This is a genomic window from Rhizobium sp. P40RR-XXII (assembly GCF_012641405.1).
Taxonomy (GTDB): domain Bacteria; phylum Pseudomonadota; class Alphaproteobacteria; order Rhizobiales; family Rhizobiaceae; genus Rhizobium.
This window is the reverse complement of the sequence record NZ_JABAII010000001.1, coordinates 460761-475331: the sequence shown is the minus strand read 5'-3', so window position 1 is coordinate 475331 and position 14571 is coordinate 460761. Positions and strand designations below refer to the sequence as shown.

General features: G+C 60.4%; 11 protein-coding genes. 2 read left to right on the top strand and 9 right to left on the bottom strand.

Translation table 11 applies throughout. The features are described from left to right. Position 1 precedes the first annotated feature (1 nt). The 3 genes from urtC to urtA all read right to left on the bottom strand — a co-directional run bounded on the left by urtC (position 2) and on the right by urtA (position 4146). Complete coding sequence (gene urtC, locus HGP16_RS02260; RefSeq protein WP_168838387.1) at positions 2-1162, bottom strand: urea ABC transporter permease subunit UrtC; 1161 nt, start codon at positions 1160-1162, stop codon at positions 2-4. Beyond that, positions 1159-2784 (bottom strand): urea ABC transporter permease subunit UrtB, encoded by a 1626-nt coding sequence (gene urtB, locus HGP16_RS02255; protein ID WP_168838386.1) that lies wholly within the window; start codon positions 2782-2784, stop codon positions 1159-1161. The genes urtC and urtB overlap by 4 nt, the downstream gene beginning before the upstream one ends. Before the next feature lie 72 nt (positions 2785-2856). Next, the gene (gene urtA / locus HGP16_RS02250) at positions 2857-4146 is read right to left on the bottom strand and encodes an urea ABC transporter substrate-binding protein (RefSeq protein ID WP_168838385.1); all 1290 of its coding nucleotides are present in this window, start codon (positions 4144-4146) and stop codon (positions 2857-2859) included. A 230-nt stretch (positions 4147-4376) separates the two neighbouring features. Here urtA and HGP16_RS02245 point away from each other — a divergent pair, with 230 nt between their 5' ends. Continuing rightward, the gene (locus HGP16_RS02245; protein WP_168838384.1) at positions 4377-7766 is read left to right on the top strand and encodes an ATP-binding protein; all 3390 of its coding nucleotides are present in this window, start codon (positions 4377-4379) and stop codon (positions 7764-7766) included. After that, entirely contained in the window at positions 7759-8682 is a 924-nt protein-coding gene (locus tag HGP16_RS02240; RefSeq protein WP_168838383.1) for a response regulator transcription factor, read from the top strand. The genes HGP16_RS02245 and HGP16_RS02240 overlap by 8 nt, the downstream gene beginning before the upstream one ends. Positions 8683-8819: 137 nt before the next feature. Here HGP16_RS02240 and HGP16_RS02235 read toward each other — a convergent pair whose 3' ends face one another. The 6 genes from HGP16_RS02235 to livM form a co-directional block, all read right to left on the bottom strand. Then, positions 8820-9791, bottom strand: a complete 972-nt coding sequence (locus HGP16_RS02235; RefSeq protein ID WP_168838382.1) for a 2-hydroxyacid dehydrogenase — start codon at positions 9789-9791, stop codon at positions 8820-8822. Positions 9792-9949: 158 nt separating this feature from the next. Next, a complete protein-coding gene (locus tag HGP16_RS02230) occupies positions 9950-11071 on the bottom strand; it encodes a branched-chain amino acid ABC transporter substrate-binding protein (protein WP_168838381.1) in 1122 nt (373 codons plus the stop codon). Between the two features lie 183 nt (positions 11072-11254). Then, positions 11255-11608 carry a DUF6867 family protein gene (locus HGP16_RS02225; protein ID WP_168838380.1) on the bottom strand — a complete coding sequence of 118 codons (354 nt, stop codon included), beginning with the start codon at positions 11606-11608 and terminating at the stop codon, positions 11255-11257. A gap of 24 nt (positions 11609-11632) precedes the next feature. Further along, positions 11633-12361: an ABC transporter ATP-binding protein gene (locus tag HGP16_RS02220; protein ID WP_168838379.1), complete on the bottom strand. Its 729-nt coding sequence runs from the start codon at positions 12359-12361 to the stop codon at positions 11633-11635. Further along, a complete protein-coding gene (locus HGP16_RS02215) occupies positions 12361-13236 on the bottom strand; it encodes an ABC transporter ATP-binding protein (protein ID WP_168838378.1) in 876 nt (291 codons plus the stop codon). Before HGP16_RS02215 ends, HGP16_RS02220 begins: the two co-directional genes overlap by 1 nt. After that, complete coding sequence (gene livM, locus HGP16_RS02210; protein WP_409526804.1) at positions 13236-14570, bottom strand: high-affinity branched-chain amino acid ABC transporter permease LivM; 1335 nt, start codon at positions 14568-14570, stop codon at positions 13236-13238. The genes HGP16_RS02215 and livM overlap by 1 nt, the downstream gene beginning before the upstream one ends. Position 14571 lies beyond the last annotated feature (1 nt).

The following is a 14571-nucleotide window of genomic DNA, read 5'->3' as shown; positions in this document are numbered from 1 at the left end:
CCTACTCCGCAGCCTGCACGGACTGTTGGGCGTCATCCTTCGCAGCCTTCGGCGGCGGATTGTCCGGCCTACGCTTGCTGCCGAGATATTGCGCGATGGTGCCGACGATGCCCTTGGGCAGGAACAAGGTCACCGCGACGAACAGGCCGCCGAGCGCAAACAGCCAGAACTCGGGAAACAGGCCGGTAAAGACTGTTTTGCCGCCGTTGACGAGCACGGCGCCGATGATCGGGCCGATCAAGGTGGCGCGGCCGCCGACGGCCGTCCAGATGACCACTTCGATCGAATTGGCGGGCGCGAATTCGCCGGGATTGATGATGCCGATCTGCGGCACGTAGAGTGCACCGGCAATCCCTGCCATCATGGCCGAGACGACGAAAACGAAGAGCTTCATGTGCTCGACGCGATAGCCGAGGAAACGCGTGCGGCTTTCCGCATCCCGCACGCCCACCAGCACCTTGCCGAACTTCGAGCGCACGATCGCCGAGGACAGCATCAGCGCCAGCGCCAGGAACACCGCCGTGACAGCGAAAAGCACGGCGCGGGTGCCATCGGCCTGGATGTTGAAGCCGAGAATATCCTTGAAGTCGGTGAGGCCGTTATTGCCGCCGAAACCCATATCGTTGCGGAAGAAGGCAAGCAGCAGCGCATAGGTCATCGCCTGCGTGATGATCGACAGATAGACACCGTTGACGCGCGAGCGGAAGGCAAACCAGCCGAACACGAAGGCCAGCAGAGCGGGTGCCGCCAAAACCATGATCATGGCGAACCAGAAATGGTCAAAGCCATACCAGAACCACGGCAGCTCCTTCCAGTTCAGGAACACCATGAAGTCGGGCAGGATCGGATTGCCATAGGTGCCGCGCGAGCCGATCTGACGCATCAGATACATGCCCATCGCATAGCCGCCGAGCGCGAAGAACGCTCCGTGGCCAAGCGAGAGAATGCCGCAATAACCCCAGACGAGATCGAGCGCCAAGGCGAGCAGCGCATAGGTCAGATATTTGCCGAATAGCGACATCAGGTAGGTCGGCACATGCAGCGCGCTGGTTTCGGGCAACAGCAGGTTCGACAACGGCAGGAGAAAGGCGATGGCGATCAATATCGCGATGGCAATGCTGATACGCCGGTCGAGCGAGCGGAGGATAAAGGCCGTGATCATGCTTCCACCGCCCTGCCCTTGAGCGCGAAGAGGCCGCGCGGACGTTTCTGGATAAAGAGGATGATGAGGACGAGGACGAGGATCTTGCCGAGCACCGCTCCCGCATAGGGTTCGAGGAACTTGTTGAGAATGCCGAGCGAAAAGGCGCCGACGAGCGTCCCCCAAAGATTGCCGACACCACCGAACACCACGACCATGAAACTGTCGATGATGTAGCTCTGGCCGAGGTTCGGCGAGACGTTGTCGATCTGCGAGAGCGCCACACCCGCCATGCCGGCGATGCCCGACCCCAGCGCAAAGGTGAAGGCGTCGACCCAGGACGTGCGTATCCCCATCGAAGAGGCCATGCGCCGATTCTGCGTCACCGCCCGCATCTGCAGCCCAAACGCCGAGCGCTTGAGGAGAAGCAGGAGCGCCACGAAGACAGCGAGCGCAAAGACGATGATCCAGAGACGGTTCCAGGTGATCGAGAGATAGCCGAGGTCGAACGAACCCGACATCCACGAGGGATTGCCGACCTCCTGATTGGTCGGTCCGAAGATCGAGCGTACCGCCTGCTGCAGGATCAGCGAGATACCCCAGGTGGCGAGCAATGTTTCCAGCGGCCTGCCATAGAGAAAGCGGATAACGCCGCGCTCGATGACGAGACCGACGGCGCCGGTGACAATGAAGGCAACCGGCAGCGCGATCGCCAGCGACCAGTCGAACAGCACAGGATAGGAACTGCGGATGACACTCTGGACCATGAAGGTCGAATAGGCGCCGAGCATCACCATCTCGCCATGCGCCATGTTGATGATGCCCATGACGCCGAAGGTGATGGCAAGGCCGATGGCGGCCAGAAGCAGTACCGAGCCGAGCGACAGCCCGTACCAGACGTTCTGCACCGCATCCCAAAACTTCAACTGCTCCTGAATGCCGGCAATGGCGGCAGCGATATCAGGCTTGAGGCTATCGTCCACCGACACCGAAGATAGAATGCCGATCGCATCCCGACCGCCTTCGTTCTTGATCGTCTCGATCGCCGCCTTCTTGTCTTCCACCGGACGGTCAGAGCCAAGTATTGCAACGGCCCTTGCCCTTTCGAGCACGCCGCGAATTTCTCCGTCCTTCTCGCTCTTCAGCGCGGTCTCGACGGCTTCCAGCGAATCCGCGCTCGGCGCCTTCAGGATGGATTGCGCCGCCTCCAGCCGCGTCGCGCGATCCGGGCTCATCAGCGTCAGACCGCCGAGAGCCGCGCGAACCGTACGGCGCAGATTGTTGTTGATCTTGATCTTGCCGAGATTGTCCTTGGCTTCCTGGCCTGCGGCCTGCCCGGTCAGAGGGTCCGCCAGGTCCATCATTTCGCCTGAGGACTTGGCGATGAACACCTGGTTGTCTGATCTCCTTATATAAAGATCGCCGTCGGAAAAGGCCTGCAACGCCGGCACGACCTTGGGATCGCCTGTTTTTGCCAGATTTTGAACGATCTCTCCGGCCTTTTGGAAATTGGCCTGGCCGAGCGAATTGATCAGGCCATGCGCATCCTCCTGGGCACGCAGGCTCGTCGCCGTCAGCGCCAGCATCAGGCAGAAACCGGCGACGAGCGCCAGGGCTATGCGGTAAACGAATTTGTCGAACATTGGGCTTGTCCCCTCAAGCTGCCGCGGGCAGAAAAGCCTGCCCGCGGCGGTCTTGCGTCATTTCGGCTGATATCAGGAACCCTTGCCGCCGCACTTGCCGGTGGAAACGTTGAAGTTGCCGCAGTTCATCGGCATGCGCCAATCCGAGATCAGGTCCTTGCTGTCGGGCAGATAATTGGACCATTCCTTGCCGACCACGGCAGGGGTCTGCGACACGACGTCGAACTGGCCGTTCTCCTGCACTTCGCCAATCAGAACCGGCTTGGTGATGTAGTGGTTCGGCATCATGGTGGCGGTGCCGCCGGTGAGGTTCGGAACCGAAACGCCGACGAGCGCGTCGATCACCTTGTCCGGATCGGTGGTGCCGGCCTTCTCGACAGCCTTCACCCACATGTTGAAGCCGATATAGGCGGCTTCCATCGGGTCGTTGGTCACGCGCTTGTCGTTCTTGGTGTAGGCATGCCATTCCTTGATAAAGGCGGCGTTGGCGGGCGTATCGACGGACTGGAAGTAATTCCAGGCAGCGAGATGTCCCACAAGCGGCTTGGTATCGACGCCGGCAAGCTCTTCTTCGCCGACGGAGAAGGCGACGACCGGGATATCCTCGGCCTTGACGCCCTGGTTGCCCAGTTCCTTGTAGAAGGGCACGTTGGCATCGCCGTTGATGGTGGAGACGACGGCAGTCTTCTTGCCGCCAGCGCCAAAAGCCTTGATCTTCGAGACTTCCGTCTGCCAGTCGGAGAAGCCGAACGGCGTGTAGTTGATGATGATGTCTTCGTCCTTGACACCCTTGGACTTCAGATAGGCCTCGAGGATCTTGTTCGTCGTGCGCGGATAGACATAGTCCGTGCCTTCAAGCACCCAGCGCTGCACGCCTTCGTTCTTCATCAGGTAGTCGACGGCAGGGATGGCCTGCTGGTTGGGAGCGGCACCCGTATAGAAGACGTTGCGCTCGGATTCCTCGCCTTCGAACTGCACCGGATAGAACAGGATCGAATTCAGTTCCTTGAAGACGGGCAGAACCGACTTGCGCGACACCGAAGTCCAGCAGCCGAACACGGCGGAGACCTTGTCCTTCTGGATCAGCTCACGAGCCTTTTCGGCAAACAGCGGCCAGTCGGAGGCCGGATCGACGACAACGGGTTCGAGCTTCTTGCCGAGAACGCCGCCCTTCTTGTTCTGCTCGTCGATGAGCATCAGCATGGCGTCCTTCAGCGTCGTTTCCGAGATCGCCATGGTGCCGGAAAGCGAATGCAGCACGCCGACCTTGATGGTGTCGTCGGCTGCGAAAGCGCCGTGGAATGCGGTCGTGGACATGATGGCGCCAAGCAGCGCGCCGGAGACGATTGTCTTGAATTTCATCCGTGGTTCCCCTCTTTTTGTCTGCCGCAACGGCCGGTAAACGAAGATGAACCGTTGCCTTTCGCGACTATCCGGCAGCGCCTGGGGAAACCACATACGTAATATGACGTAGGCATCGGGGCGAAATGTGCAGCTTTGGGCACCCGCATGCCCTTAAGCACCGTATCGATCCATGTTACGACATCGCTGAACTGCCGGAATTACTATGGCAGGACCACTGAAGGGCAAGCATGGCTGCGCGGCAACGCATCATTCCGGTAAGACGCGAGTATAATCGCTGGGTCGCAAACCAGACGCTGGAAGACTATGCCCTGCGTTTCACCGCCAAGAGCGCGCGCCAATTTTCCTCGCAACGCATCTCGCAGACCGCGATTGGTGCCATTTCCTTCCTGGCGCTGGAGGCGATCGGCGGCTCGATCACGCTCTCCTATGGCACGACCAACGCCTTCTACGCCATCATCGTCGCGAGCCTTGTCATGCTCGGGATAGGGCTACCGATCAGCCGTTATGCTATTCGCCACGGCGTCGATATCGACCTGCTGACGCGCGGCGCGAGCTTCGGTTATATCGGCTCGACCATCACTTCGCTGATCTACGCCAGCTTCACCTTCATGCTGTTTGCGATCGAGGCGTCGATCATGTCCGGGGCGCTGGAGCTGACGCTCGGTATACCCGTGTGGATCGGCTATATCATCAGCGCCGTCATGGTGATCCCGCTCGTCACGCATGGCGTCCGTCTCATCAGCCGCTTCCAGCTGCTGACCCAGCCCTTCTGGATCGTTCTCAACATCTTGCCCTTCGTCTTCATCGCCTTTGCCGATTGGGGAAAATTCGATCTCTGGCGTGCCTTTGCCGGCATTCATCATGCAGCAAGCGCGCCGGGGAGCGCCGCCCCCTTCGATCTGGTGGAATTCGGCGCCGCCTCCGCCGTCATCCTCGCCTTGATGTCGCAGATCGGCGAGCAGGCCGACTTCCTGCGGTTCCTGCCGCCTGATGGTCACCGCAAATGGCGCCATCGCCTGGCCATCTTCCTTGCCGGACCGGGATGGGTCATCATCGGCGCGCCGAAGCTGCTGGCCGGTTCCTTTCTCGTCGTTCTGACGCTGACCTCGGGCGTGCCGGCCGATCGTGCCGCCGATCCCGCGCAGATGTATCTGACCGCCTTCGGTTACATGATCCCCTGGCACAATGCCGCGCTGCTGTTGATGGCGGCCTTCGTGATGATCTCGCAGTTGAAGATCAACGTCATGAATGCCTATGCCGGCTCGCTCGCATGGTCGAACTTCTTTTCGCGGCTGACACATAGCCATCCCGGCCGGGTGATCTGGCTCGTCTTCAATGTCGCCATCGCGCTGCTATTGATGGAGCTCGGGATCTACCGGCTGCTGGAGGAGACGCTCGGCATCTTCTCGATCATCGCCATGGCCTGGCTCTGCACCATCTCCGCCGATCTCTTCATCAACAAGCCGCTCGGGCTGGCACCACCCGGCATCGAATTCAAGCGCGCGCATCTTTACGACATCAATCCGGTCGGCCTCGGCGCCATGGCGCTTTCGGCAACCATCGCCCTGATTGCGCATTTCGGTGCTTTCGGCTCGATCGCGGCATCACTTGCGCCCTACATCACCCTGATCGTCGCGGTCATCGCCTCACCCGCCATCGCCTGGGCCACCGAGGGCAAATACTATCTCGCCCGCAAACCGCGCCAAAGCTGGAAGAACCTGACCACCATCACCTGCTCCGTCTGCGAGCACCCATTCGAGCCGGAGGACATGGCCTGGTGCCCGGCCTATGCCGCACCGATCTGCTCGCTCTGCTGTTCGCTCGACAGCCGCTGTCACGACATGTGCAAGCCGAAGGCGCGGCTCAATACGCAGGTCGCCACCGTCGCAAAGACCTTGCTGCCGGAAAGCATCGTCGCCAAGCTCGCCACGCGCCTCGGCCGCTACGGCATTGCCGTCGCCGTGGCATTGACTGCCGTGGGTGCGATCCTGGCAATGATCGCCCATCAGGTCGGCGCCGCCTCTCCCGAGACGGCCTCCGTGGTCAACCGCACGATCCTGATCGTCTTCTTCGTCTTTGCCGTCATCGCCGGTGTCGTCTGCTGGTTCTATGTACTGGCCCATGACAGCCGCGTGGTCGCGGAGGAGGAATCCTCGCGCCAGAACACGCTGCTCTTGAAGGAAATTGCCGCCCACAAGAAGACGGACGCCGCCCTGCAGGGCGCCAAGGAAGCCGCCGAAGCCGCCAACCGCGCCAAGAGCCGCTATGTTGTCGGCCTGAGCCACGAACTGCGCACGCCGCTCAATGCCGTGCTCGGTTACGCGCAGATCCTGGAGCGAGACGAGACCATTCCGGCACCCCGACAATCCTCGCTGAAGGTCATCCGCCGCAGTGCCGAGCATCTTTCTGGCCTTATCGATGGGCTGCTCGATATTTCGAAGATCGAGGCCGGCCGCCTGCAAGTCTATTCCAATGAGATCAACATTCGGGATTTCCTCGATCAGATCATCGACATGTTCCATCCCCAGGCGCAGGCCAAGGGGCTGACCTTCATCCATGAACGCTCCGGAGCCCTGCCCGACTATGTCCGCACCGACGAGAAGCGGCTGCGCCAGATCCTCGTCAACCTGCTGTCCAACGCCATCAAGTTCACGGATACCGGAACCGTTCGCTTCGAGGTGGGCTATCGCAACCAGGTCGCCACCTTCACTGTTTCCGACACCGGTCGCGGCATCGCCGCAAAGGACATCACCCGCATCTACGAGCCCTTCCAGCGTGGCGAAGCCGACAGCGTAAGGCCGATGCCCGGCCTCGGCCTCGGGCTGACGATCACACAACTGCTGACGAACACGCTCGGCGGCGAAATTTCCGTCGCGAGCGAGAAGGACCAAGGCTCGACGTTCAAGGTACGCCTGATGCTGTCGGCCGTGATCCGCCCGATGAAGCCGCCGGCGCAGGAACAGCGCATCGCCGGCTACGAGGGACCGCGTCGGACCGTCGTCGTCGTTGACGACAACGAAGATCATCGCGAGCTGATGCGCGAGATCCTGTCGCCGCTCGATTTCATCGTGCTGACCGCCGCCGGCGGCCCCGACTGCCTGACACTGATCGAAGGCATCAAGCCGGATCTGTTCCTCGTCGATATCTCCATGCCCGGCATGAACGGCTGGCAGCTCGTCTCGCGCCTCCGCGAAAACGGCCAGACGGCGCCCATCCTCATGCTGTCGGCCAATATAGGCGACGCCGCCGCCGCGACCGACAGCGACGACAGCCACAATGACGCCATTTCCAAACCGGTCGATATCCGCCAGCTTCGCGATAAACTTGCGCTGCATCTCGGGCTGAAATGGATCTATGCCGATGCCTCCGCTCCGGTGGCCCCGAAGCCGCCACCACCCCTGAAGAGCCCGGGGATAGAACATGTCCGGGAGCTGATGCGGCTTGGCGAAATCGGCTATATCAGGGGTATCGAGGCGAAGCTTGCGGATCTCGCCAAGCTCGACGAGAACAGGCCCTTCACCGAGGCTTTGCGCGCTCATGTCCAGGCCTTCAATCTCGACGGCTTCTTAGACATGCTGCATACCTTCGACACTGAAAAGGTAGAACAGATTGGCTGAGCCCACCCTTCCCCGCGACATAGTCTTGCTGGTGGACGATTCCCCCGAGGCACTCGGCTTCCTGACGGATGCGCTCGAGCAGTCCGGCTTCTCCGTGTTGATCGCCACCTCCGGATCGGCGGCGCTGAACATTGTCGAGCGCATCACGCCCGATCTCATCCTGCTCGATGCGGTCATGCCGGCGATGGATGGTTTCGAGACCTGCCGCCGGCTGAAGGCCAATGCCGGCATCGCCCAGATTCCCGTCGTCTTCATGACCGGGCTGACCGAGACGGAGCATGTGGTGCATGCGCTGGAATCGGGCGGCGTCGACTACCTGACCAAGCCGATCAATATCGACGAGCTACGCGCCCGCATCCGCGTTCACCTGCGCAATGCCCGCTCCGCCCAGAGCGCGCGGGTGGCGCTCGACGCCGCCGGCCGCCATCTCCTGGCGGTCAAGGGCAACGGCGCCATCCATTGGTCGACACCGCAGGCGACCCGCCTCATCAATGCCGCAACCGGCAGCGACGATGGCCTCGATCTCGCCTCGAAACATATCGCCGCCTTCATGTTGGAACGCGAGCGGCTCGGGCTGGCGCGCGACAATCTTCTTTCGATCAGCAATGGCGGCCAGGCGGCGTTGCAATTCACCTTCCTCGGCGCCATCGGCCCAGACGAATATCTCTTTCGCCTGACGGCGACCAGCCAGCGCGCCGACGACGAAGCCTTGCGCCAGCACTTTGCGCTGACGCAACGCGAATCCGAAGTGTTGCTGTGGCTCGCCAAGGGTAAATCGAACCGCGACATCGGCGAAATCCTCGGGCTATCGGCCCGCACGGTGAACAAGCATCTGGAACAGATCTATGTGAAGCTTGGCGTCGAGAACCGGGCATCAGCTGCCGTCAAGGCGGCGCATGTTCTGCACGAAGTGTAAGCGAAATTGTTCCCTCTCCCCGCTTGCGGGGTGAAGAATTCTAGAGCGGTTCAGCTTTTCACGGAATCGCTGAACCGCTCTAGCTCTTTGTTGTCCCGCAATTCCGGACGGAAAACCGCACTTTTCCTGGAATTGCTCTAGGCAACCCGATCCGGCGGCTGGCGCCCGGCAAAGAAGGCCGTGATATTGTCCACCACTTTCATGCCCATGGCCGTGCGCGTCTCTTCCGTGGCGCTGCCGAGATGCGGCACGAGCACGACATTGTTCATCGCCCGCAGGCGCTCGGGAACATGCGGCTCGGCCTCATAGACGTCGAGGCCGGCGCCGCGGATCGTCCCCTGCTCCAGCGCGGAAATCAACGCCTCCTCGTCGACGACATCTCCCCTTGCCGTATTGATCAGGAAAGCGCCGGGTTTCATGGCTGCGAAACGGGCCGCATTCATCAGATGGCGGTTTTCGGCGCCGCCCGGGCAATGCAGGGAGACGAAGTCCGAGACTTCGAGAACATCCTCCACCCTCTGCAATTGCACGGCGCCATAGCGCGCGGCTTCCATCGGATCGATGGCGGAGCGATTATGGAAGACGACATCCATGCCGAAGCCGAAATGACAGCGCTGCGCGAACGCCCTGCCGATGCGGCCGAAGCCGATGATGCCGACTGTCTTGCCGGTGACTTTGGTGCCGACCAGATGCGTCGGCCGCCAGCCGGTCCATGCCCCGGCTCTCAGCTCGCGCTCCCCTTCTCCGCCGCGTCGCGCAACGGAAAGCAGGAGCAGCATGGCGATATCCGCCGTGCAGTCCGTCAGCACGCCAGGCGTATTGGTAACGACGACGCCCTTTTCCTTGGCGGCGGCGATATCGATGTGATTGAAGCCGACACCGAAATTGCCGAGGATCCTCGTCCGGATCGCCTGACCTTCGAAGAGCGCGGCCGGAAGCTTGTCGGATACGGTCGGCAGAACCGCATCATAGGCCAGCAGCGCCTCGCGCAACTGCGCCAAATCGAGCGCGACGTCATCCTTGTTCAGCGTGACGTCGAAACGCTCCGAAAGCACCGCCTCGACCGCGGCCGGCCAGCGCCGGGTAACGAGAATACGGGGTTTGCTCATGCTGTCTTCCTCCTGCCGATACAAGGCAGATTTAAAGCAGCTCTTGCGCGAAGGGAACGGCGAACCGACTTTGCGGTTATGAAAACGACATGAGAAAAGCCCGGCCGATGGCCGGGCTCCTCAGATCACCAGCAATGCCTAAAAAGGCAGTGCAAAGATTACTTCGAGATTTCGTCGTAGTTGTACTTGCCGTCAGAACCCTTGGCCCACTTGTACATCACGTAGTCCGGGCGGGTGATATCGCCCTTGGCGTTGAAGCCAAGCTCGCCGATGGCGGTCTTGAACGGACCCTTTGCCTTCAGTGCGTCCGCTACAGCCATCGGATCGTTGGAGCCGGCAGCCTTGGCGGCGTCGGCGATAACCTGCAGAGCCGAATAGGAATAGAGCGTGTAACCTTCCGGCTCGTAGCCGGCAGCGCGGAACTTGGCAACCAGATCCTTGGAAGCCGGGTTCTTGCGCGGATCCGGCGCGAAGGTCATCAGCGTGCCGTCAACCGCATCGCCGGCGATCGAAGCCAGTTCGTTCGAGACGATACCGTCACCGGACATGAAGTGAGCCTTTACGCCCTGGTCGGCCATCTGACGCATGATGAGGCCGGCTTCGGTATGCAGACCGCCGTAATAGACGAAGTCGACGCCAGCCTGCTTCATCTTGGCGATGAGGGCGGAGTAGTCCTTGTCGCCGGGGGTGATGCCTTCGTAAAGAACTTCCTTTACGCCATCGGCGTTGAGGTTCTTCTTTGTTTCATCGGCCAGGCCCTGACCATACGGGGTCTTGTCGTGAACGACGGCAACCTTGGCGCTCTTGAAATTGTCGGCGATATACTTGCCGGCAACCTCGCCCTGCTGGTCATCACGACCGCAAGTGCGGAAAGTGTTCCACAGGCCGCGTTCAGTGAACTGCGGATTGGTCGAAGCGGGAGTGATCTGCAAGATGCCGTTTTCGGCGTAAACTTCCGAAGCCGGGATGGAAACGCCCGAGTTGAAGTGACCGATAACGAACTTCACGCCGTCAGCGACGAACTTGTTGGCGACCGAAACGCCCTGCTTGGCATCGGACACGTCGTCGCCGAGTTCGATCTTGACCTTTTCCCCGTTGATGCCGCCGGCCGCATTGATATCGGCAGCAGCCTGTTCCGCACCCTTCTGGAGCTGCGCGCCAAACGCAGCATTCGGGCCGGTCAACGGACCGCCAACGCCGATAATGATGTCGGCCTTGGCAACGCCGCCAAACGCGATCATCGCCGACAAAGCCACCGCCGACAGAAGATACTTCTTCATATTGTTACTCCCAATTTTTAAGCGGGTTCCGTTGATTTACCCTGCGCGATACCCACCAATCATCACGCCGGTAACGCTTATATTTCCGAACTCTGGAAGCATGATCCTGCCATTATCACTTACTTTTATGAGGCAGGATGACGCCTATGCTGCACGCAGACTGAGCCTAGTTTAAGCACACTGTCAATTCTTCTTCTTCCAAGAAAAGGCCGAGGTCTTTTCATAGAGCCAGTAATAATTATTCACCATCTGGTCGGTGCGCCGGTAGCGATATCCGGCCATCGAGAACACGAGCAGGAGAACGACGTCGATGATGTAGATCGTCGGATCGAACACCGGTCCGTTGAACAGCGCGTGGTGCAGGAATTGCAACCCAAGGCCGATCAGGAAGCTGTAGATGACCGCCAGCGGGTAGGAGTCCCAATTGGAAGCCACGGCACGGCCGGCGCGCCATGCGGTCCAGAGCCCAAGAATGACGATAACCGCGCGTATGACCATGCGTCCGCCGCTATCGCTGTCGAAGAAAAGTCCCTGCATATCAAATTCTCCGCGGAACGAGACTCAATGATGCCCACCTTCGAGATAGGCGGCGCGTACTTCCGGATTGGCAAGCAACTCCTTGCCCGAACCGGTCATCGTCACCCGGCCGTTGACCATCACATAGGCGCGATCGGAAAGCTTCAGCGCCGCAAAGGCATTCTGCTCGACCAGAAAGACCGTCAGCCCCTGGGTCTTGTTCAGATCCCTGATGGCCTCGAAGATACCTTTGACGATCAGGGGCGCAAGACCGAGCGAAGGCTCGTCCAGCAGCAGCAGCTTGGGACGCGCCATCAGTGCTCGGCCGATCGACAACATTTGCTGCTCGCCGCCCGAAAGCGTGCCGCCGCGCTGCGACTGGCGCTCTTTGAGGCGCGGGAAGAGCGTAAAGATCCTCTCGACGTCCTCGTTGAAATATTTGAGCTTGTCCAGGCTCGCGCCCATCTGCAGGTTTTCATGGACCGTCATGCGCGGAAAGATGCGCCGCCCTTCAGGCGACTGGGCGATGCGAAGCCTTGCGATCTCATGCGTCGGCATGCGGGTAATATCGCGGCCGTCGAACGTGACCGAACCGCTGCGTGCCTGCGGACTGCCGCAGATCGTCATCATCAGCGTCGACTTGCCAGCGCCGTTGGCACCGATCAGGCTGACGATCTCACCGCTGTTGACTTCGATATCGACACCGGCAAGAGCGCGGATATTGCCGTAATAGGTCTCGACACCCTGGACCTTCAGAAGCGGTTGCCCCGTCATCAATTTTCACCCTCTTGGAGGTGTTCGACTTCGGCAATCACCTCTTCCACTTCTTCATCCTCGACACCCAGATAGGCGGCGATCACCCGTGGATCATTCTTGACCTCATCCGGCGTGCCGTCGGCGATCTTCTGCCCGTACTCAAGCACGATGACATGGTCGGAGATTTCCATGACCACCGACATGTCATGTTCGATCAGAAGGATCGAGGTGCCGGTATCCTTGCGGATGCTGCGTAGAAACTCGTTAAGAACCAGGGACTCGCGAGGGTTGAGACCGGCAGCCGGCTCGTCCAGGCAAAGCAGTTCGGGGCCTGTGCACATGGCGCGGGCAATCTCCAGACGACGCTGGGCGCCGTAGGCAAGATCACCGGCGGGATCGTCGGCGCGATCGATGAGATCGGCCTTTTCGAGCCAGAAGCGCGCCAGCTCGATCGCGTTCTTCGCCTCTGAACGATAGCGGCCGACGCCAAGCAGGCCGAGGATCGTGTAGCCGGATGCCCGCATCAGCTTGTTGTGCTGCGCCACCAGCAGGTTCTCGAGCACGGTAAGGCCCGAAAACAGGCGGATGTTCTGGAAGGTGCGCGCCACCTTGGCTTCGCGCGTGATCCGGAAATCCGGAAGCCGTTCCAGCAGATAGTCCTTACCGCTTTTCTGGTTGAGCGTTATCATGCCCATCGTCGGCTTGTAGAAACCGGTTATGCAGTTGAACACCGTTGTCTTGCCGGCGCCGTTCGGTCCGATCAACGCTGTGATGTCGCCACGCTTCGCCTCGAAGGAGAAGTCGTTGATCGCCATCAGGCCACCGAACCTCATGGACAGGTGATCGACCTTCAGCAGGATGTCGTTGTCGGGGGTTGTGGTCACAGCGTTCATCAGCCGTGGCCCTCCTTGGTAAAGCTGCCGGAGACCGCTTTTCGCTCCTTGAGGAAGGCGGTCGGCTCGCGGGTGCCGACGAAGCCGCGCGGCTTGAAGATCATCACGACAACCATCGCAAGCCCGAAGATGAGCATGCGATAGAGTTCAGGGGTGAAATCGGCCCCGAAGAAAAGCTTGAGGAAACCCATGTTACGCAGCAGTTCGGTGCCGCCGATCATGGCGATCGCCGCGATCGCGATGCCCTTCAATGAGCCCATGCCGCCAAGGACGACGATCGCTAGGATCACAGCGGACTCGAGGAAGACGAAAGATTCCGGTGAAACGAAGCCCTGACGGGCCGCGAAGAAGGAGCCGGCAAATCCCCCGAACATCGCACCGGTGGCAAAAGCCGTCAGCTTCGTCGTCACCGTGTTGATGCCGAGCGAACGGCAGGCGATCTCGTCTTCACGCAGCGCTTCCCATGCACGGCCGATCGGCATGCGCCGCAGCCGGATCGTCACATAGGCCGTCAGCATGCAGAGCGCCAGGATGACGTAGAAGAGGAAGATCTTGTACCAGGCCGATGAGAACGGCAGACCGAAGGTGCGGATGAAGTTGTGCGGATCCTTGGTGTCGAAGGTATAGATGCCGAACAGCGATGCCTTGGTGATGTTGGAAATCCCGAAGCTGCCCTTCGTCACATCAGTCCAGTTGGTCAGAACGATGCGGATGATCTCACCGAAGGCCAGTGTCACGATCGCCAGATAGTCGCCGCGCAAACGCAGAACCGGGAAGCCGAGAATCATGCCCCAAAGACCGGCGAAGATACCGGAGAGCGGCAACAGGATCCAGAACGACAAGCCGAAATGCGTCGACAGCAGCGCGTAGGAATAGGCGCCGACCGCGTAGAAGGCGACGTAGCCAAGGTCCAGCAAGCCGGCGAGGCCGACGACGATGTTCAGGCCCCAGGCCAGCATCACGTAGATAAGAATCTGGATTCCGAAGTTGTCGACATAGGTCAGCGACCCCTGCGGACCGAAAAGCGCCAGCGCCAGCATCGGATAGATGAGCAGGAAAACCAGCGCCATCATATTGAAATTCTTGCCGACGAAGCCCTGTTCGGCGACAACGGGCGCAGCCTTGGCCTTCTCAGCCTTTCTCGCGTCCAAAAGGGGCTGCACGAACACCGTCATGACGAAGCGCCCGACCGCCGCGATGGCGACGATGGTGGCCAGCAAGCCCCAGCGCTGGACGATGACCAGCTTGTTGTCGATGTTTTGATCGGTCTTCAGGCCGATATAGAGGACGAACATGCCGAAGGCGATCAGCGCAGTCCAGAAGGCGTCGGTAATC